The organism is Candidatus Thiodictyon syntrophicum, assembly GCF_002813775.1.
Lineage (GTDB): Bacteria > Pseudomonadota > Gammaproteobacteria > Chromatiales > Chromatiaceae > Thiodictyon > Thiodictyon syntrophicum.
Genome location: NZ_CP020370.1, coordinates 5,494,524 through 5,514,272, shown reverse-complemented (window position 1 = coordinate 5,514,272; position 19,749 = coordinate 5,494,524). Strand labels below are relative to the sequence as shown.

Genomic DNA, 19,749 nt, shown 5'->3' with positions numbered 1-19,749 from the left:
CTGCATCCGGGGCCACCCAACAAGGACCGCACCGTGAACTCAACCTCAGACCCTCTCAGCCGGCGCCTGTGCGCGCTCGGCAGCGACGTTTCATCCAAAAGCCTGGCGCAGGCGCTGCAGGGCAACCGCATCGGCTTGGAGAAGGAGTCCCTGCGCGTGACCCCGACGGGGCGCATTGCCGCGACGCCCCACCCGCCGGAGCTCGGCTCCCCCCTGACCCATCCTCACATCACCACCGATTTCTCCGAGGCCCTGATCGAACTGGTCACGCCGGCCCTGGGGGAGCCGGCCGCGGTGCTGGACTTTCTCGCCGACATCCACCGGCTGGTCTATCGCCACCTGGGCGACGAGTGCCTGTGGGCCACCAGTATGCCGTGCATACTCGAAGGGGCGCGCGGCATCCCGCTGGCCCGTTACGGGACCTCCAACGCCGCGACCATGAAAACGGTCTATCGCCGCGGCCTGGGCAACCGCTATGGGCGCACGATGCAGGCCATCGCCGGGGTGCACTTCAACTTCTCCTTCGGTGACGACTTCTGGCGGCTCTACCAGGGCTTGGAGGGGGACGCGGGACCACTCGAGGCGTTCCGCTCCGAGGCCTACATGGGCATGATCCGCAACCTCCAGCGGGTCGGCTGGCTCGTGCCCTATCTCTTCGGCGCTTCGCCGGCGGTGTGCCGCAGCTTCGTGCAGGGGCGCGACACCGACCTGCTCCCCTTCGACGCCACGACCCTGTATTACCCCTATGCCACCTCACTGCGCATGGGCGACATCGGCTACCAGAATCAGCAGGAGCAGTGCACCGGGATCAAGGCCAATTACGACAGCCTGGACGCCTATATCCGCAGCCTCACCTGGGCGATCGAGACACCCTGTGCCCAATACGAGAAGATCGGGGTCAAGGTCGGCGACCGCTACGAGCAGTTGAGCGCCGCCATCCTGCAGATCGAGAACGAATACTACAGCACGGTCAGACCCAAGCAGATCATCGACTGGCTCGAGAAGCCGACGCTGGCCCTGCGCCGCCGCGGCATCCGCTATGTGGAACTGCGCTCGCTCGACGTGAACGCCTTCGAGCCCATCGGGGTGGGGCTGGAACAACTCCTGGTCCTGGAGACCCTGATGCTCTATTGCCTGCTCGGCGACAGCCCCCGCATCGCCGCGGCCGAGCGGCAGGCGATCGACGACAACCAGGTCCTCGCCGCGCAGCGCGGGCGCGAGCCGGGCCTCACGCTGAATCGCGACGGCGCGGCGGTCGAACTGCGCCGCTGGGCCGGGGATCTGCTCGGCGCCATGGAACCCATCGCCGCGTTGCTGGACGGCGCGGGCGCGGGTCCACGTGCGCGCCGCCTGGCCTTGCAGCAGGCGAAGGTGCAGGACCCGGACCTGACCCCATCGGCCCGAATGCTGGCCGGGATGCGCGCCGAGGGTCTCGGCTTCGCCGACTTTGCCCGGCGCCTCTCGCAGGCCCATCGGGAGCAACTCGCGGTACGCCCTCTGAGTCCCGAGCGCGAGGCCCTGTTCGCCGACCTCGCCGCGGAGTCCATCCGCCGCCGCGAGGAGATCGAGGCCGCCGACGATCTGGACTTCGACCAGTTCCTGGCCCGTTACTTCGCCCAGGGGCGGGCGGTGGACTGAGGTTTGAACTCAGCGGACAGGGCGACATGAAGACCGATCCGTCGATCTATGAATTTCTCGCGACCGGCGTCGAGGCGTTTCGGGTGCTCAGCGATGGTGTGACTCTGAGTGGGAGCTACCGCTTCGTGTCCCTCACGATCAAGGGCATCGAGCGGCGCCTGGACGGCATCTACGAACCCGAGGACCATGACGGGCCGGTCTATGTCGTCGAATTTCAGGCGCAACCGGCGCCCGGTGTCTGGTATAACCTGCTGACCAAGCTCGGGCTCTACGGGGAAGCGCACCCGGGGCGTCCGCTTCGGGGTATGCTGATCTTCCTGCTGATGGAACGGTTTCCACTACTCACCGACGAGGAGTTGCGCACCATGTTTCCGGTACTGGTTCCCCTAGAGCAAACACGCGCCTATCAGGATATTTTTGCCAAGGGCAAGGCCGATGGCAAGGCCGAGGGTGAGGCCAAGGGTGAGGCCAAGGGCAAGGCCGACGGACTGAAGCGGCAGTTGAAGCGCCGCTTCGGTGTCCTGCCCCGCTGGGCCATCCTGCGTCTGGATGCGGCCGCCATCGATCAGTTGGACGGCTGGCTGGAGGGGATCTTCGAGGCCCAGAGCCTGGAGGACCTGCTCGGTCCCAGGCCGCGGCGCGGCGGGCCGAAGGTGCGCTGACGATCTTGTAGGTCGGGTTAGGCGCGCCCAGATGGGATCGAGTCGGAGCGCGCTAAGCCTCCAAGCCAAAACGCGAATTCGTGCCGCGCGCGCCTGACCCGACCGACCGGCCGACCGGGCTGCGAGTCTGGTCGCGGCTGAAGCCGCTCCCACAGCGTCGCTGCGCGACCTTCACGGTACCGCACGGCGGATGCCCGCTTAGGCGTCCGCCATTGCGCCGACCCCGATGATTGCGGCAGCGCGGGCGCTGCGGGACCGCGCGCCGGGCTGCTGCGTCGGTTCACTTTTCTTGTCTCCCCCCCCCCGGCTATGGTAATATCGCCATAGGCAGCACACGTCGCCCAAGCCGCAAGGAAACCACCGGGCCCCGGGTTGCCGAATCCTTTGTTCAACTGATAGGCCGGAGGGGAACGATGAGGACGACACTGACGGGCGCGGGGCTGCTGGCGGGGGCGCTGCTGCTGGGCGGCGGCGCGGCTCAGGCGGCGCTGATCGACTACACGGCGGGTGGCGTGAACCTGGTCTGGGACAACGACTATGGCGCGACGGGACTGACCTGGCTGAAAAACGCCAACCTCGCCGACACGGTCGACTTCGGCGTGAGCGGTATCGCGGCCAACGGCACCATGACCTGGGACGTGGCCCAAAGCTGGATCACGGCGATGAACGCGGCCAACTATGCGGGCACCAACGGCTGGCGGCTGTGGTCGGCGCTGAACAGCGATGGCAGTGGCCCTTGTTCCGGCTACAACTGCACCGGAAGTGAATTGGGGCACCTGTTCTATACCGAGGGTGGTCTGACATCGGGCCAAGCCATCACCTCCAGTACGGTGCTCACTCAACACTTCACCTACATGCAGTCGTCCGTGTACTGGTCCGGTACGCAGTTCGCGCCGAATCCCAGCAACGCGTGGTTCTTCTACCCCGCTTCGGGTTCCAGAACTACGACGGCAAGGGCTACCAGATCTACGGTTGGGCCGTGCGCCCCGGACAAGTCGCCGCCGCCCCGCTACCCGCGACGGGCTTGCTGATGGCACTGGGCTTGCTGGCCCTCGGAGCTACCCGACACGGGCGGCGAGCGACTTTGGTTATTCGGTGATTCGGGTGATTCGGCCCTTTAGAGGGGGGTCAGGGGGGATACTTCCCCCCTGCTCGCGCGCGTAGCGCGCGTGAATACACAAAAAGTGCAATGTTATGGCGCGATACGAACATCTGCCGATCTACAAACAGGCGATGGACGTCGCGGTACACTTCGAGAAGGTAGTGGCCGGCTTCAGCCGCTATCACAAATACACGCTGGGCACCGAGCTACGCAATAAGAGCCGGGAGATCGTTTCCCTCATTATTCGCGCCAATGCCGAGTATGACAAGCCGCCGATGCTGCTGGTGCTGCGCGGCCAGCTCGATGAGTTATTCATTCTGATCCGCCTGGCGAAAGAGGTCCAGGCGTTCAAAAGTTTTGCGGCCTATCAGTTCACGGTAGAACAGGTCGCCTCGGTTTGCAGACAGAACGAGGGTTGGCTCCGCAGTTTCAAGGGTCCGCAAGACGGGCCAACGCAACGGGGGCCAGAAGTTGGCGGGCGTCGCCTTCGCGCGCGACCGCCGACGCGTGCCGATTGAATCATTGTGCGCCCATCCCGCCTGGCCCTCGCCACCCATGAGGGGCAGGCATGTCGATACAGGGCGGGATACCCTAAGCGGGATTCCCAACCGGTGGGGTGCCGCGGAGCCGGATGTAACGCCGGATGCGGTGCCGGTAAGTGGCTGGGCAAGCGTCCGTGTACTGGTCCGGTACGCAGTTCGCGCCGAATCCCAACAACGCGTGGAACTTCAACACCGACAACGGGAACCAGAACAACGACAACAAGGACAACCAGATCTACGGTTGGGCCGTGCGCCCCGGAGAATGATTCCCTTTGCTTCAGATGAGCCCGAGAGGTGGGGCCTGATGCTGTTCTCCTATGAGAACCTCGACCGGCACTATCTGCGGTGCCGGAGCAACAAGCGCAACACCATCAACGCCCTGCGCTTCGAGGAGCATCAGGAACTGAACCTCCTGGCGCTGCGCGAGGCGCTGGAGACGCGTACCTACCGGCCAGCCCCATCTGTCTGCTTTGTTACTCAGCGGCCGAAGCTCAGGGAGATCTTCGCCGCGGACTTCCGCGACCGGGTGGTCCACCATGTGCTGGTGGACCATCTGGAGCGGTATTGGGAGCGGGTCTTCATCCACGACTCCTATGCCTGCCGCAAGGGTAAAGGCATCCATGCGGCGGTGGCGCGTTTGCAGGGGTTCATCCGTCAGGTGACGGCCAACGGCCAACGCCCGGGCTGGTATCTGCAACTGGACATCCGCAATTATTTCATGCGGATCGATAAGGCGATCTTGTGGCGGCTGCTCGCCCCGCATATCACCGATGAGGATGCGCGCTGGCTCACCGAACTGCTGGTGTTTCACGACTGCACCCTGGGCCATATCGTCAAGGGCGCGCCCGGCGACTTGGAGCGGGTGCCGCCCCACAAGACCCTGCTGCGCTGCGAGCCAGGCAAGGGCCTGCCGATCGGCAATCTCAACAGCCAGTTTTTCGCCAATGTTTATCTGAACGGGCTGGATCAGTTCGTCAAGCATCAACTGCGTTGCGGCTATTACCTGCGCTATTGCGACGACTTCCTGCTGCTGTCGGCGGACCGGGATGAGCTGGTGTCTTGGCGGGCGCGGCTCGAGACCTATCTGCGCGAGACGCTGGCCTTGGAACTGAACCCGCGCGAGCGGCTGCGACCGCTGTCCGACGGCGTGGATTTCCTGGGTTATATCGTGCGGCGCGACTACCGGCTGGTGCGTCGGCGGGTGGTCGATGCGCTCAAGGCACGGCTGCGGGCCTACCGGGCGCTGCTGGTCACGGCGGACGCGGGGACTGTGACCTACCGTTTCGAGGCGGCGGACCTGGATCGGCTGCACGCGGTGCTGTCGTCTTATCTCGGCCATTTCAAGCACGCCAATGCGCACCGTCTGTGGCAGTCGCTGTGGGCCGGGCACGGGTGGCTGGCGGTCTATTTCGACTGGGATGCGGCGGCCTGGCGGGTCACACCGCGCTGGCGGATGCCGCCGGGGCTGACCAATGTCCGTCAGCAGTATGCCTGGGTCCGCGGGCGCTTCCCGGACGCCGTGGCGCTGTTTCAGGTCGGGGCCTACTATGAGTTCTACGACCGGCGTGATGCGCCCATCGCCGGGCTGCTGGGGCTGCAACCGCTGGGCGAGAACCCTCGTGGTGCCCTCTTCGGCGTGCCGGGGCGGTTGTTCGGGCGGACCTTGGCCCGGTTGATCGTGGGCGGGCGATCGGTGGTCGTGGTGCGGCAGGGCGAGCGGGACTGGACCGGGATTCGCGAGCGGGTGGTGGCGTGGCGGATGGTGCCGGTGGTGGGCAGTTTGGGAGGAGGTGGAGCCTACGCGGCAGCGACCGAGCGGGAGGAAGTGCGGTAGGGGTTGGGCTATCCTTAAGGCCATGGCCGGCAGCGGACAGCGCGACATGAAGACCGATCCGTCGATCTATGAATACCTCTCAACCGGCGCCGAGGCGTTTCGCATCCTGAGCGGCGGTGTAACCCTGAGCGGGAGCTACCGCTTCGTGTCCCTGACGCTCAAGGGCATCGAGCGGCGCCTGGACGGGATCTATGAGCCCGATGATCACGACGGTCCCGTCCAGATCGTCGAGTTTCAGGCGCAACCGGTGGCCGGCGCCTGGTATAACCTGCTGACCAAGCTCGGTCTCTACGGGGAGGCGCACCCGGGGCGCGCGGTTCGCGGTATGCTGATCTTCCTGCGCGCGGGCGATGATCCCGGGTTACCGCCGGGCGCCGGGCCGCCCCTGTGCTCGGTCGCGTATCTCGACGAGATTCTGCCCGCGTGGCTGGAGCGCGAACCGGACAACCCCTATGTCGCCGCCTTGGTCCCGTTGATCATCCCGCGTACCGAGGACCTTCGGGTCCGTACACCGGCGGCCTGGCAGGTGATCCGGACGGCCGCCGTGGCGCCGCCGGTCCGCGCCACCCTGGAAAGGATACTCGAATTCTTGCTGATGGAGCGGTTTCCACTACTCACCAACGAGGAGTTGCGCAGCATGTTGCCGGTACTGGTTCCACTGGAACAAACACGCGCCTATCAGGAGATTTTTGCCAAGGGCGAAGCCGCCGGCAAGGCCGATGGCGAGGCTAAGGGCAAGGCCGAGGGCGAGGCCAAGGGCAAGGCCGACGGACTGAAGCGACAGTTGAAGCGCCGCTTCGGTGCCCTGCCCCGGTGGGCCGTCCTGCGTCTGGACGGGGCCGCCATGGATCAGTTGGACGGCTGGCTGGAGGGGATCTTCGAGGCCCAGAGCCTGGAGGACTTGCTCGGTCCCAGGCCGCGGCGCGGCGCGCCGAAGGTCCCGTAGGGCGGATGCCCGCTTCGGCGTCCGCCATGGCGCCGACGCTGACGATGGCGGAACCGTTGCGCGTTCCGCCCTACGGACCTTTCCAGGGATTGAAGATGGCAACGCCCGCAGCGGCAAATTCGCCGGTGTTTCGCGTCACGACCGTCAGTCCGTGCTGGGCCGCCGTGGCGGCGATGAGGATATCCGGGTGGCTGAAGGTATGACCACGCTTGCGTCCGGCCTCGATCATCAGCCGCCATTGCAGGAGGACGTCCTCCGTGACGGGTAGTGCCCGCCGCTCGAACAGCGCCCGTAACCGCTGGGTCAGCCAGTGGTGCAGTTCGGCCCGCCGCTCTGGGTCACCGATCAGCTCGATACCGAATCTGATCTCGGCGAAGGTCACAGCGCTCACGTACAAATCGTTCAACGGCTGCGCGGCGACGAAGCGCGCGACCGCGGGCTCGGGTTGCTTGCGCCGAAGCTCGGAAAGGACGTTGGTATCGAGGAGCCAACCACTCACAAATCGACATCCCGAACCGGCCCGGTAATCCGTGGATGCTCGAATTCGACCTCTGCAAGGGGCGAGTCGACCAGCAACGCTACCAGCTCGCCGCCCGTGCGGTGGCCCGTGAGACGGTCATACTCCCGGGCCGAGACGACCACGGCTCGCTCCTCCCCGTTGACTGTCACATGCTGAGGTCCCTGCTCGACGGCCCGGCGAACCACATCGCTGAACCGGGCCTTGGCATCCTGAAGCTGCCAGTAGCTTGTATTCCCACGACGGGAGGGCTCCTCTGCGCCAGTGCTCTTCATGGCTTCTCCTGTTGTCTAGTCAGCCTGACCAGACTCTAGCCCCTGATGCGACGCTGGTCAACCGTGATGCGTCGGCCCCCGCCCGCCCGCTCCGGTAACATAGGCCCCGCCCGCTCAAGTTCCGGCCGGGCCGCCGACCCGCCGGACCCCCACCAGGACCGACTCATGTCACTCGACCCCGCGGATTGGCGGCGCTTCCAGCGCCGCCGTTGGAGCATCTACGCCATCCTGATCCTGGCCTATATGACGGTGTACTTCCACCGCATGGCCCCGGGGGTGGTGGCCGGCGAGCTGATGGCGGCCTTCCACACCAGCGGGGCGGCGCTGGGGTCGCTGGCGGCCATGTATTACTACATCTACACCGCCATGCAGATCCCCGCCGGGGTGCTGGCCGACACCCTGGGGCCGCGCGTTGGGGTCGCCTTGGCGTGCCTGGTAGCGGGGTGCGGGTCGATCCTGTTCGGGCTGGCGCAGACCTTCGAGGTCGCCGCCGTCGGCCGCTTGCTGGTCGGGCTCGGGGTCTCGGTGGTCTTCGTCGGGCTCATGCGCAGCAATACCCAGTGGTTCTCCGAGCGCTATTCCGGGGCCATCAGCGGGGCGACCCTGCTGCTTGGTAACCTGGGCGCCATCCTGGCGGCCGGGCCGCTTGCGCTCCTGGTTGCCGTGGTGTCCTGGCGGGACGTCTTCGTCGGCATCGGTGTGCTGTCCTTCGCGACGGCGGCCCTGACGGTGGTCGTCGTGCGCAGCCGCCCACAGGACGCGGGTTTTCCCTCAGTGCGCGAGTTGGAGGGCCTGGCGCCCCACCCGGAGCGCCACCAGCATTGGCTGCTGGATCTCCGTGGGGTCTTCACCACTCGGGCCGTGTGGCCCGTGTTCTTCATGATGTTCGGTGTGACCGGCAGCCTGTTCGCCTTCGCCGGGCTCTGGGGCGTGAAGCTGATGCAGGACTGCTTCGGGCTGGACCGCACCGCGGCCTCGCTCTACACCACGCTGATGCTCACCGGGTTCGCGCTGGGGTGTCTCCTGACGGGGTCACTCTCGGACTATCTGGGTCGACGCAAGCCGGTGATCGTCGGGGCCTGCTTGCTCGCGGTGCTGGCCTGGCTCGGGCTGGTCCTGCTGCCCTGGGGGCCGGGCTGGACGGGGCTCGCGCTGTTCACCCTCTTGGGTTTGGGCACCGGCGGCTTCGTGGTCGGCTATGTCGCCGCCAAGGAGGTGGTGCCCCCGGGGGTAGCCGGCATGGTGATCGCGCTGGTCAACACGGGGCTCTTCCTGGGGGCGGCCATCATGCAGCCGGCCTTCGGCTGGGCCATGGACCTCACCTGGGACGGGACCCTGGTCGCGGGGGTACGCCACTATGCCCTGAGCGACTACCACAACGGGCTCTGGCTCTCCTGCGCCTGTGCGCTGCTGGGCCTGATTGCCGCATCCTTGATACGGGAGACGCGGTGTCGGAACCTGACCTTGGCTTAACCTTTTACCATAGAAAAAGCAGTTGAGCCGCAAATGAACGCAAATGGACCCAAATAATCAGAGACTTGGCCTTTACTGCAAATTCGCCGTCCGGGTGACGCCCGCGGCCTTGATCACAACTCCGGCCATGCGCCCTTGCGGCAACCCGTCGCGGCCTGGGGGCCGCTCCTACGCCGTAGGAGCGGCCCCCAGGCCGCGACGGATCTCACACTCGAGGCGGCCGGAGTTATGATCAAGGGTGATGCCCGCGACGATGCTAACAAGCAGATTTATTTGCGCTTATTTGCGCTTATTTGCGTTCATTTGCGGCCAAGTACTCTTCTTGGGTTTACGTTTTCGGGCGAGTCCACCAGGGCGTGCAGGACGCCCTGCGCCAGCCGCGCCTCGATCCGGGTCCCGGGCGGGGCCTGCGTCGGGTCGCGGAGGATCTGGCCATCCGGCAGCCGGGTAACGATGGCGTAGCCGCGGGCCAGGGTGGCGAGCGGGCTGCGGGCGTCCAGACCGGTGAGCGCCCGGCCCAGGCGCTCCTGCAGTCGGCCCAGGGCGCGGGACTGGGCCCAGTGCAGGCGTGCCCGCAGCCCGTCCAATGACGCGGCGGCGAGTCCCAGCCGCCGCGCCGGTGAGACCGCCGCGAGACTGAGCGCGCGCGGCTCCAGGCGGGCGCGGGCGCCGCGCAGGTGCCGCTGCATCGCCTCGGCGAGCCGCCGGTCCAGTTCGTCCAGGTGTTGCGCGCGGCTCTCCAGGCGTGCGGCCGGGTGCAGCAGGGCCAACTGGCGCAGGACCGCCGCCAGGCGCAGGCCGGCCCCCTCGATCAGCCGCCCTTGCAGGTGGCCGAGGCGCGCCCGCAGCGCCGCGACCCGCTGCGCCAGGTGCTCCGCCGCGGGGGCCACCAGCTCTGCCGCCGCCGAGGGGGTGGCCCCGCGGCGGTCCGCCGCCAGGTCGGCGATGGTGGTGTCGACCTCATGGCCGACCCCGCTGACCACCGGGATCCGGGAGGCGCGAATGGCCCGCGCCAGGGACTCGTCGTTGAAGGCGTTCAGATCCTCCAATGAGCCGCCGCCGCGGGCCAGGATCAGCACATCGCACTCGGCGCGCCGGTTGGCGAGCGTCAAGGCCGCGACCAGGGAGGCCGCCGCCGCCGTGCCCTGCACCTGCGCCGGGTAGATCAACACCGGCAGGGCCGGACAGCGCCGCCCCAGCACCGTCAGCAGGTCATGAACCGCCGCCCCGGTCGGCGAGGTGATGAGCCCGACCTGGCGCGGGAAGGCGGGCAGGGGGCGCTTGGCGGATTCGGCGAAGAGCCCCTCGGCCGCCAGCCGGCGCTTGAGCCGCTCCAACTCCATGCGCAGCGCCCCCTCACCGCCCGGCTCCATGTGCTCCACCACCAGTTGGAAGTCCCCGCGCGCCTCATAGAGCGTCACCCGCGCCCGCACCAGCACCTGCTGCCCGTTCTCCGGCCGAAACCCTAGCAGCAGGCGTTTGGCGCGGAACATGGCGCAGCGGACCTGGGCGGCCTCGTCCTTGAGGCTGAAATAGCAGTGCCCGGACGCCGGCAGCGCCAGGTTGGAGATCTCCCCGCGCACCCAGATTGACGGGAAGCTGCCATCCAACACCGCGCGCACCTCGCTCGCCAGGCGGGCGACGCTGTAGATGTCGCGGGTGAAGTCCAGGGCAAGGTCGGGGGTGATGGGTGTCATGGGGGTTGCTCGGTGGTGCGCCGGGGGGCGGATTTTCCCATTTTATGCGAGCGGTCTCGGTAGCGTATTGCGGTCAGCAACGTGGATACGTCGTCTCGTGGTGCTCCTTCGCCAGCTTGGCATCCTGGACGGTTTTTCCGCCGGGAGGGGGCGGCGCTCTTTCAGGATGGTGCCCCGTTACAAATTGCTGACCTGAGTCCGCCGCGCTCAGGTTGAGTTTGATATACACCTCGTCGGCGCCGACGGTTGACGCTGGGTGAATCGGGGGGTAGATTGCCCAATGCTGGAACCGCAGCCGTGCGGATAGTCCGCACCAGGAGACAGTCATGCTGGTACGCGCAAATACGCCATCGTGCTGCAAGGTGGGTGACCTCGATTCTGCCGGGCCGGGCGCATCGACAATCAAGGCCTCCGTTGGTGTGGGCGGTGTCAATGCGCGCGTTGATGTGCTCACCATTCAGCAGTTGCTCAACGGCGTGGCACCCGAGGAAAGCGGCCCGCTGCCTTTGTTGGCGGAGGATGGCATCACCGGGCCCTTGACTCAAGGTGCCATACACAAATTTCAGAAGGGTCAGCAACTGAAAGTGGCGGACGGACGCATCGATCCCGATGGACCGACGCTGCGGCGCCTGAACGAAGTATCGACCCCGGGCCAGCGCGCGATTGCACAGTTGCGCGCAGTGCTGGGTGCGGATGTGCCGGCAGTGCGCAATCTGGCCGGCCTCGGGCCGGCACTGCGTCGCGCGCTGCGGCTCAAGCGCACCGAGCGCACACTGCCCGACCTGATACGCGCCGGGCGTGAGGGGCTGCGTGTGATCGAACAGGCAATGGATCACGTGGCCTTGGGTGCCGGCGCGCTGGCATCCAACGCCCAGTCATTTCGCAAGGTCGATTTTCATTTCAGGTTTGGCAACCAGCCGCAGGCGCAGACGTTGCAGGATCTCGGCTTTATCCGCACAACCTTCAGGCGGCTGAACGGTGTGATCAACAATCCGCGGCCCAGCGTTTTCGGCGGCAATCCCTTTGGCGTGGCCATATTCGACATTGATCCCACCGGCCTGCGGCCCGACTGGCGCGCCTTCACGCCCATGCAGACATTTGAGGACAGGCGCAAGGACGGCATTACGTCGGGCCATGTCTATCTCTGCGATAGAATCGATTTCGAGGCACAGGATTTGTTCGCGCACATCCTGCTACATGAACTGTTTCATTTTGTTGATGATGAATCCAAAGAGCGCCGGATTGTCGATGCGCCCAACGGTTACCGCGAAGGCGCATTCAAGCTCGCGCACCAGCCGCGCATGCACAATGCCGATAATTACGCGTTGTTCACCTCGCACGTGGCAATCGGTCGCGCACGGCTGATCGCATCGCAGCCTACGCTGGCAACGGTGATACCGCAGGATATGCCGTAGTGGTACTTGCAACGATCATGATCGCCAAGGAGTCCATGAGGCCGTCGGCGATCAGGTCGGTGTTGTCGTCGAAGCCCGGCCACGCCCGGCCGTCGAGCAGGTTGGCGATGATCCAGGCGCGCAGGCGGGGGGTCGGGTCGTCGATCATGGTGGTCCGGCTCGGGTCAGGGGGTGGCGGTCGCGGCGCTGGCCGCTGGAGCCACCGCTCGACCCGGATGGCGGTCGATCGGCGCGGCCTTGGGCGCGCGGTTGACCGTCGGGTTGACGACGATGTCTCGGACTCTCCATTTTCACCGTTACCAACGCGATGCCGCGATCGGTCGGCTCCTGCGTAATGGCGTCGACGGCGATGACGCTACGGCCTGCGGACCATCGGAGTGAATCATGGGATACCATATCGAACCAGGCGTGATGTACATGATGCCGACCCACTTCGGCCCGCTGTCGGGTCCGCGCCAGGGCCCCGATCTCAAGCCGTTCAATCATGTCGCCTCGCCAAAGAGCACCACCTACACGGTCAGCTTTCTAACCGATGCGGATCAGCTCGAGGCCTTATGCCCACCTGGCTTCGCGGTGGCCGGTGAGCCGGTCGTGACGATTGCGTCCGTCCACCTGACCGAGGTCGAGTGGCTTGCAGGGCGTGGCTACAATGTCCTGGGAGTCATGTTTCCCGTCACCTACAGCGGCGAGCGGGATCGCGCCGCCGGACCCTTGTTGGCCGTGCTCTGGGAGAACCTGGCAGACCCGATTCTGACCGGAAGGGAACAGATCGGGTTTGCCAAGATCTATGCCGAGATCCCGGCCCCGATCATTCGCGGAAATGAGACGCACCTCAGCGCGAGTTGGCTCGGATTTCGGTTTGTGGATATCGCGATCCGCAACCTGATCGCGGTCCCGCCGGCGAATTATCCGCCACCACCCGAGGTGGCGCGTGACGGCATAGCGCTTGGCATGCTCCATTACAAGTACATCCCAGGGACCGGCCAGGACAGCACGCCTGACGCCGACTACGCGGTGCTCCAGCCGAACGGATACAGCCAGGCGCGCACCACGGCTCTGTGGCGAGGCGAGGGGAGCGTACAGTTCCACGCAGCGAGTTGGGAAGACATGCCGACTCAATACCATATCGTCAACGCCCTCGCCTCACTGCAGATCAAGCAAGCGCGTGGTGCCAGCCTGTCGACCTCGATCGGCGGCGAGGACTTCAGCCGACAGCGCAGGCTGCGCTGAGTGGGGATGACGCGGGCTCGGATTTGGACCTGCTGGTGGTGGAGCGGGAGATCGCCAACACATTGATCGAAAAGAGAAAGTTTCCATACGCAACAGGCCGTTTGGGACGCGCAAGGCGGCGTGTCGCGGCACCCGCCGAGCTGGTGCTACCGTTAAGTCTTGGGTCGGTGCGTACGTCGGGCAGCCGATCGTCGCTGCCCGCTTCCCGGGCGTGATCGTGCAGACGACGCGCCCCGCGCGACGCAACCTCTGCCGGTGCCTGCGTTCGGGCTCCGACGAATCCTTAAGAATGCAGCCCCGCTGCTCTCCACTGTCACTGGCCCAGCGCTCGCCCATGCCGAACACTCCTGAGTATCTCGTGTTAAGCGTTTGCTTATATGGCACCTGGTGACGGCTTCGCTCTTCTTGGGCCTATGGACGCTCTTGCTCAAGCAACTGGTCCATTCTCGCCCGGCAGAAGAGGTACGTTAGATTCCCGGCTCAGGCGCCGGGCATAGATCCAACAGAGGCCTAGGGCAATCGGCAGCTCCAGCAGCAGGAACACGGCGGCGAATAGCACGAGCTCCGGTCGACCCAGGACCGAGACCCCGATCAGGGCGACCAGCCCCACGTTGCGCACCGCGAATTCCAGGAGCAGGGTGAAGCGATCGCGCCCGTCGAGTCCCGCGAGCCATCCCAGGCTCCAGCCCGCGCCCATGGCGAGCAGGATGAAGCCCAGTGCCGCGGCGGCGGTCTCCGGCAGTCCGTCGGCGAGCTCGCTCCGGCGGGCGTACAGGATCGCCCCAAGGATGATGCCGACGGCCAGCAGGCTCAGCCGGCGCAGCCAGCGGTCCGCCTGCCGCACCGCGTCAGGGCGCCAGCGCCGCAGTGCCATGCCCAAGGTCAGGGGCAGCAGGAGCATCAGCACGAGCTGGGCGACCATCCGGCCTACCGGTAGCGGGATCGACGCTTGCCCGTGGAGAAAGAGCGCGAATCCGGCCGCGGTCAGTACCGGCATGGCGACCAGTGCCAGCAGCGTGGACACGGCCGTGAGGGTGACGGACAGGGCCAGATTGGCGCGACTCAAATAGCTGTAGATGTTGGAGAGTGCACCGCCTGGACTGGCGGCCAGCAGCACGATGCCGGCGACCGTGATCGGCCCCGGGTCCAGGGTCCAGATCAGGACGGCGGCGCAGACGGGGAGCGCCAAGAGCTGGCCCAGGGTCGCGAGCGCCACCGTCTTCGGGTAGCGCAGCACCCGGCGCAAGTCCGCGGACTCGAGATCCAGTCCCACTGCCAGCATCAGCAGCCAGACGCAGGCCGGGACCGCAATGTCCATCATCGGGTCCGTTCCGCTTATGGCCGCGATACCCTGCGCGTCCCCGGTGCGGGCATTGTCTCTCCGGCGTTCTGCCCGGTCGGACGCGCGATACCGAGCTTCTGCATCCGCGAGCGCAGGGTGTTGGGATTGATCCCCAAGCGTTCCGCGGCATTGCCCCTGCCGTTGATCCGCCAGCCGCATGTCTGGCAAACGGCCCGGATGTGGTCGCGTTCCACCTCTGCCAAGGTCCGGTTGTCTCCAAGACCCGAATCGGCGAACGGCATCGCCCTGTCGCCCGTCATGCGCGGGAGTCCGTCGACCTCCAGGCTCGACCCGGGCGAGAGGATCAGCGAGCGCTCGACGATGTTCTCGAGCTCGCGAACGTTGCCCGGCCAGTCGTAGGCCATCAGCTCGGCGAGCGCGCGCTCCGGGATGCGCGTGATCTGCCGGCCCAGCTTCGGGCGCAGCTTCTCGACGAAATAGGCCGTCAGGAGTCCGATGTCCTCTTTGCGCTCGCGCAGCGGCGGCAGCTCGATGGGGAAGACCCCGAGCCGGTAATAGAGATCCGCGCGAAAGGTGCCGGCCCGGGCCATGGTGGCCAGGTCACGGTTGGTGGCGGCGATCACCCGCGCGTCCGAGCGGCGGGCGATGGGCGAGCCCAGCCGCTCGAAGTCACCGCTCTGGAGCACGCGCAGGAGCTTGGCCTGGAGCTCCAGGGGCAGCTCGCCGATCTCGTCCAGGACCAGGGTGCCGCCGTCGGCGACCTCAAAGCGGCCGAGCTTTCTGGCGATGGCCCCGGTGAAGGCCCCCTTCTCGTGACCGAATAGCTCGCTCTCGATCAGGGTGGCAGGGAGTGCGGCGCAGTTCACCCGCACCAGCGGCCGCTCGGCTCGGCGACTGCGCCGGTGGATGGCGGTGGCGATCAGGTCCTTGCCGGTTCCGGTCTCGCCCAGGATCAGTACGGTGCTGTCCGTGGGGGCGACTTGCTCCACTTGGCGCAGCACCCGCGTCAGGGCCGGGCTGGTCCCGACCAACTCGTCGAAGTCGAGCGAGTGCAGGACCTCCTCGCGCCACACCGCGTTCTCCGCTTCCACCCGCTCGCGCAGTGCCACGTTCTCGGCGAGGGCGCGCCTGAGTGCCAGGTCCTTGTGCCGGCGCATGAGGGCGTTGGCGAAGATCCCGGAGATCAGGCGCAGTCGCCGCACCACGTCCTCGGGCCAGGGATGCTCGGCACTGATGGTGCCGAACGACAAGCCGCCCAGGGTTTGGCCCTCGGCGATCAGCGGGAAGAGCGCCAGCGACTTTTGATCCAGCGCGCGCAGCATGGCCGTGTCCTGGGCTGCCTCGGGCGGAAGATCGGCGAGATGGCTGCACAGGGTGACGAGCCCGGAACGCAGCCGTCCCACCAGATAGGGGAGCTGTGCCTCCGTGATCGGCGAGGGGACCGCGGCGATCCCCGGCAGTGCCCAGGAGTGAGTCCGCAACCATTGGCGGGACTCGTCGTCGAAGCGGCCGATCGTTGCCCGGTCGATCCCCAGAAACAGCACGATCCGACGCAGGGCCGACTGGATATGCCCGTCGAGCGCCTCGGATTCCACGTTGATGAAGGAGGCCGCCAGGTCGGTCAGCAGATCCTCGAAGCGAGAGTCGCCGCCCGCTGCTGCCAGCGACGTCGCGCCGTCTGGATCGCACGCACCGGGATTGCTCAAGTGGACCTCCTTCGATCATCGGGGGCGATGGACTGGGCGACGCACGCTCGGGGCGGACGCAATCGAAGCGGCTCGCCGCGGACCGCCAAGACGATCCGTCGACCCATAGGTTAGCCGCGTACGCGCCAAGCGAATAGCGATATGTCGTGATTTACGAGATTTCGTAATCGCGATGACGATATTTCGCGATCCAAGGTCGGCAACCCGTCCGCTCGGCGCCCCGCGCGCCAGGCATTACCTATAAAAAGCTGACTGTTACGGTTCTCAGAGCCGGTCGGCGGGAGTTGGCCCCGTTGCTGCATTGACCTCGCCATGACCTTTCGAATCACCCAAGTTGAAGGGCCGGGCGGGACCTTGCTGCAGGTCGACGGATGGCTGGACGCGGACGGGCTCAGGGATCTCGAGCGGGCCTGCGCGGGTGCCTCGGGCGCATTGACCCTGGACCTGGCTGGCCTCAGGCAGGCGGACGAGTCGGCTCTCGGCTTCCTGCGCGGGCTCCAGGCGGCCGGGGTCAAGCTTGCGGGACTCTCGCCCTACCTGGCAATGCGGATCGCGCCGCGACGAGACTTGGGGGCGAGCGGTCGACAGAGGCCTTGAGCCCTATGCCCCGGCCAGGCGGTTTCCGCATGGCAGGTCCGGCCTGGGGGCAAGGCCTGGGGCGAGGGTAGCGGGCTGGTGCGAACAGCGATCACGGCAACAGAGGACTTAAGCGATATGAGACACTTAGACGAAAGACCGGGCCTTTGGGGGGCCGGACCCGAGCGGCCTCCCGCAGCGCGGCGGCGCGCCTTGGCCTTATTGGTCTATGCCGCCGCACTGGGGATTGCGGTCCCCGCGGGCGCGGCGGACAAACCCAACATCCTGGTCGTCTGGGGCGACGACATCGGCCAATCCAATGTCAGCGCCTACTCCATGGGGCTGGTCGGCTACAAGACCCCCAACATCGACCGGATCGCCAAGGAGGGCATGCTCTTCACGGACTATTACGCCGAGCAGTCCTGCACCGCCGGCCGCGCCTCCTTCATGCTCGGTCAGAGCGTGTTTCGCTTGGGTCTGTCGAAGGTCGGGCTGCCCGGTGCCAAGGAGGGCAGCAACGTCCTCGATCCCACCATCGCCGTGGTGCTCAAGGATCAAGGCTACGCCACCGGCCAGTTCGGCAAGAACCACTTCGGCGACCGCGACGAGCACCTGCCCACCAACCATGGCTTCGACGAGTTCTACGGCAACCTTTACCACCTGAACGCGGAAGAGGAGCCGGAGAACGAGGACTACCCGAAGAACCCGGAATTCCGCAAGAAGTTCGGTCCGCGCGGCGTCATCCACTCCTGGGCCATGCCGGACGGCACCCAGAAGATCGAGGACACGGGTCCGCTCACCAAGAAGCGCATGGAGACGGTGGACGACGACACCTCCGACCGCGCCATCGCCTTCATCCGCGCGCAACAGACCGCCGGCAAGCCCTGGTTCGTGTGGTGGAACGGCACCCGGATGCACTTCCGCACCCACGTGAAGCCAGAGAACCGCGGGATCTCCGGACAGGACGAATATGCCGACGGCATGGTCGAGCACGACCGGCACATCGGTAAGTTCCTTGCGCTGCTCGACGAGCTCAAGATCGCCGACAACACCATCGTCTTCTACTCGACCGACAACGGTCCGCACAAGAACACCTGGCCCGACGCGGGCGTGAACCCCTTCCGCGGGGAGAAGAACACCAACTGGGAGGGCGGCTGGCGCGTCCCGGCGATGGTCCGTTGGCCCGGCGCGATCAAGCCCGGCTCCGTCAGCAACGGGATCGTCCATCACATGGACTGGATGCCCACCTTGGCGGCGGCCGCCGGCAAGCCGGACATCAAGGAGGACCTGCTCGACGGCTACCACTCGACGGCGCTGAACCGCGACTACAAGGTCCATCTGGACGGCTATGACGTGACCGCGCACCTGAAGGACCCGGAGCAGACCCCGAGCCCCCGCAAGGAGGTCTTCTACTTCTCCGATGATGGCGACCTGACCGCCCTGCGCTTTCAGGACTGGAAGATCTTCTTCATGGAGCAGAAGACCCCTGGCACCTTCCGCGTCTGGATGGAGGAGTTCAGCCCGCTGCGCGTGCCGCTGATCTTCAACCTGCGCCGCGACCCCTATGAGCAGGCCACCATCACCTCCAACACCTACCATGATTGGCAGATCGACCGCGCCTTCATGCTGGTCCCGGCGCAGGCCTACGTCGCCGATTTCCTATCGACCTTCAAGGAGTACCCGCCGCGCATGAAGGCGGCAAGCTTCAGCCTGGATAAGGTCATGGAGCAGATGCGCGACGCGGGCGCCCACTGACCGGCGCGACCCGACGCGGACAAGGATGTCCGTGCAGGTACGACTGACGCCGGCTATCGACTGGGCGACCTTGCGCGCGCAGAGCCAGCTCGGCAAGCGCAAGCGGGAGATCGCTCTGGATCTCGGGGAGGTCAAGCAGTTGGGACAGTTCCCGAACGAGCCCTACCAGTTGCAGCGGCTGCCGAGCGGACGGATCGAGCGCGATCGCGGCGAGCTTGCGGCCCACGATGAGGCCAAGGCGGCGCTCACGCGGACCGTCGAGCACCGACTGGAGCGCTCGCCGAGCAAGGAGGTCATGCTCTATGTCCAGGGCTTCAACGAGACCTTCGCCACCGCCGCCTACACGGCCGCCGAGCTCTGCCATTTCCTCGGGCGCGAAGACGTGTGCACCTTCTTCACTTGGCCGGCCTCGTCGACCGGCAATTTTCTGACCTCCTACACCACGACGACCGAGTCCGCCGACTACGTTCAGAGAACGAGCGCCCCGGCACGCTTGGCAAGACCGCGATCGCAGTTGACGATCCTGCGCGGCCAGGCCGCGCAACCGCTCAAAAAGCCGAAACTCCAAGACCTGACCGGGGGCCGCAACCGGACCTCACAAAGGCACACCGGTCGAGCTCCACGAGGAGGCGCCAGCCCCGGCACAGTTCCCGGCGCAGGAGCGCGCGATCCAAGTCCTGCAAGGTCCCGCCCGACTCGAAATGGTCGATCATGACGGCGCCCACCGCATGGGTGATGGCCGCGGCGAGGGTGGTCAGGGTGCCGGCCCCGGTCAGCGAGCCGAAGACGGGCACGACCTTCAGCAAGCTCAGTCCAAGCCCGGTGGCGAGCACCGGCAATGCCCCGGTGAGGGCCGCGATGGCGAGCGTGCGGCCGCGCTCGTTGATGGTCACGCCATACGATGCAGAGCGAGCCGATCACCGCGGCCTCGGTGCGCAACGCTCCGCGTCGGGTAGCTGATGACCGTGCGGGTACTTGAGTCCCTGATTGCGACCGATCCGGCAGCGGCACCGGCGCGATGCGCAGCCCCGCCCGCGCACCGATCAGCCCCAGGCGCCCGCGCAGCCGCCCGCTGTGC

Annotated in this window: 18 protein-coding genes; 12 read left to right on the top strand and 6 right to left on the bottom strand. The window is 66.4% G+C overall.

The annotated features are described in order from the left end of the window. The first annotated feature begins 33 nt into the window (after positions 1 to 33). The 6 genes from gshA (at position 34) to THSYN_RS23345 (ending at position 6,724) form a co-directional block, all read left to right on the top strand. Complete coding sequence (gshA, locus tag THSYN_RS23370) at positions 34 to 1,638, top strand: glutamate--cysteine ligase (RefSeq protein ID WP_172965326.1); 1,605 nt, start codon at positions 34 to 36, stop codon at positions 1,636 to 1,638. A gap of 26 nt (positions 1,639 to 1,664) precedes the next feature. Beyond that, positions 1,665 to 2,300, top strand: a complete 636-nt coding sequence (locus THSYN_RS23365; protein WP_100921251.1) for a DUF2887 domain-containing protein — start codon at positions 1,665 to 1,667, stop codon at positions 2,298 to 2,300. Positions 2,301 to 2,713: 413 nt separating this feature from the next. Beyond that, entirely contained in the window at positions 2,714 to 3,331 is a 618-nt protein-coding gene (locus tag THSYN_RS23360) for an Lcl C-terminal domain-containing protein (protein ID WP_100921250.1), read from the top strand. 163 nt (positions 3,332 to 3,494) lie between these two features. Beyond that, a complete protein-coding gene (locus tag THSYN_RS23355) occupies positions 3,495 to 3,920 on the top strand; it encodes a four helix bundle protein (protein WP_100921249.1) in 426 nt (141 codons plus the stop codon). Between the two features lie 328 nt (positions 3,921 to 4,248). Beyond that, positions 4,249 to 5,778, top strand: a complete 1,530-nt coding sequence (locus THSYN_RS23350) for a reverse transcriptase domain-containing protein (RefSeq protein ID WP_172965325.1) — start codon at positions 4,249 to 4,251, stop codon at positions 5,776 to 5,778. Between the two features lie 46 nt (positions 5,779 to 5,824). Beyond that, a complete protein-coding gene (locus THSYN_RS23345) occupies positions 5,825 to 6,724 on the top strand; it encodes a DUF2887 domain-containing protein (RefSeq protein WP_100922559.1) in 900 nt (299 codons plus the stop codon). Between the two features lie 70 nt (positions 6,725 to 6,794). Here the strand turns inward: THSYN_RS23345 and THSYN_RS23340 are convergent, their stop codons facing one another. Both THSYN_RS23340 and THSYN_RS23335 read right to left on the bottom strand, forming a co-directional pair. Further along, positions 6,795 to 7,223 (bottom strand): type II toxin-antitoxin system VapC family toxin, encoded by a 429-nt coding sequence (locus tag THSYN_RS23340; protein ID WP_100921247.1) that lies wholly within the window; start codon positions 7,221 to 7,223, stop codon positions 6,795 to 6,797. Next, on the bottom strand, positions 7,220 to 7,516 hold the full coding sequence (locus THSYN_RS23335) for a type II toxin-antitoxin system Phd/YefM family antitoxin (protein WP_100921246.1): 297 nt from the start codon (positions 7,514 to 7,516) through the stop codon (positions 7,220 to 7,222). The genes THSYN_RS23340 and THSYN_RS23335 overlap by 4 nt, the downstream gene beginning before the upstream one ends. Before the next feature lie 165 nt (positions 7,517 to 7,681). Here THSYN_RS23335 and THSYN_RS23330 point away from each other — a divergent pair, with 165 nt between their 5' ends. Beyond that, positions 7,682 to 8,989: an MFS transporter gene (locus tag THSYN_RS23330; protein WP_100921245.1), complete on the top strand. Its 1,308-nt coding sequence runs from the start codon at positions 7,682 to 7,684 to the stop codon at positions 8,987 to 8,989. Positions 8,990 to 9,288: 299 nt separating this feature from the next. Here THSYN_RS23330 and xseA read toward each other — a convergent pair whose 3' ends face one another. After that, complete coding sequence (xseA, locus tag THSYN_RS23325) at positions 9,289 to 10,686, bottom strand: exodeoxyribonuclease VII large subunit (RefSeq protein ID WP_100921244.1); 1,398 nt, start codon at positions 10,684 to 10,686, stop codon at positions 9,289 to 9,291. Positions 10,687 to 11,012: 326 nt separating this feature from the next. Between xseA and THSYN_RS23320 the strand changes: the two genes are divergently transcribed. After that, positions 11,013 to 12,101 (top strand): peptidoglycan-binding protein, encoded by a 1,089-nt coding sequence (locus THSYN_RS23320; protein WP_157817883.1) that lies wholly within the window; start codon positions 11,013 to 11,015, stop codon positions 12,099 to 12,101. On the opposite strand, the gene THSYN_RS23315 is transcribed toward THSYN_RS23320, so the two are convergent. Continuing rightward, on the bottom strand, positions 12,064 to 12,249 hold the full coding sequence (locus THSYN_RS23315) for a hypothetical protein (RefSeq protein ID WP_100921242.1): 186 nt from the start codon (positions 12,247 to 12,249) through the stop codon (positions 12,064 to 12,066). The two genes, THSYN_RS23320 and THSYN_RS23315, sit on opposite strands and share 38 nt — an antisense overlap. Positions 12,250 to 12,518: 269 nt before the next feature. Between THSYN_RS23315 and THSYN_RS23310 the strand changes: the two genes are divergently transcribed. Further along, complete coding sequence (locus THSYN_RS23310) at positions 12,519 to 13,331, top strand: acetoacetate decarboxylase family protein (protein WP_216644616.1); 813 nt, start codon at positions 12,519 to 12,521, stop codon at positions 13,329 to 13,331. A gap of 427 nt (positions 13,332 to 13,758) precedes the next feature. On the opposite strand, the gene THSYN_RS23305 is transcribed toward THSYN_RS23310, so the two are convergent. Together THSYN_RS23305 and THSYN_RS23300 are read right to left on the bottom strand one after the other, a co-directional pair. Then, the gene (locus THSYN_RS23305; protein WP_157817882.1) at positions 13,759 to 14,652 is read right to left on the bottom strand and encodes a bile acid:sodium symporter family protein; all 894 of its coding nucleotides are present in this window, start codon (positions 14,650 to 14,652) and stop codon (positions 13,759 to 13,761) included. Positions 14,653 to 14,666: 14 nt separating this feature from the next. Continuing rightward, complete coding sequence (locus tag THSYN_RS23300; RefSeq protein ID WP_100921239.1) at positions 14,667 to 16,340, bottom strand: sigma 54-interacting transcriptional regulator; 1,674 nt, start codon at positions 16,338 to 16,340, stop codon at positions 14,667 to 14,669. A 312-nt stretch (positions 16,341 to 16,652) separates the two neighbouring features. Here THSYN_RS23300 and THSYN_RS23295 point away from each other — a divergent pair, with 312 nt between their 5' ends. The 3 genes from THSYN_RS23295 (at position 16,653) to THSYN_RS23285 (ending at position 19,386) form a co-directional block, all read left to right on the top strand. Then, positions 16,653 to 16,937, top strand: a complete 285-nt coding sequence (locus THSYN_RS23295; protein WP_100921238.1) for an STAS domain-containing protein — start codon at positions 16,653 to 16,655, stop codon at positions 16,935 to 16,937. 117 nt (positions 16,938 to 17,054) lie between these two features. After that, entirely contained in the window at positions 17,055 to 18,671 is a 1,617-nt protein-coding gene (locus THSYN_RS23290) for an arylsulfatase (protein ID WP_100921237.1), read from the top strand. A gap of 31 nt (positions 18,672 to 18,702) precedes the next feature. Further along, complete coding sequence (locus tag THSYN_RS23285) at positions 18,703 to 19,386, top strand: alpha/beta hydrolase (protein ID WP_236848661.1); 684 nt, start codon at positions 18,703 to 18,705, stop codon at positions 19,384 to 19,386. Positions 19,387 to 19,749 lie beyond the last annotated feature (363 nt).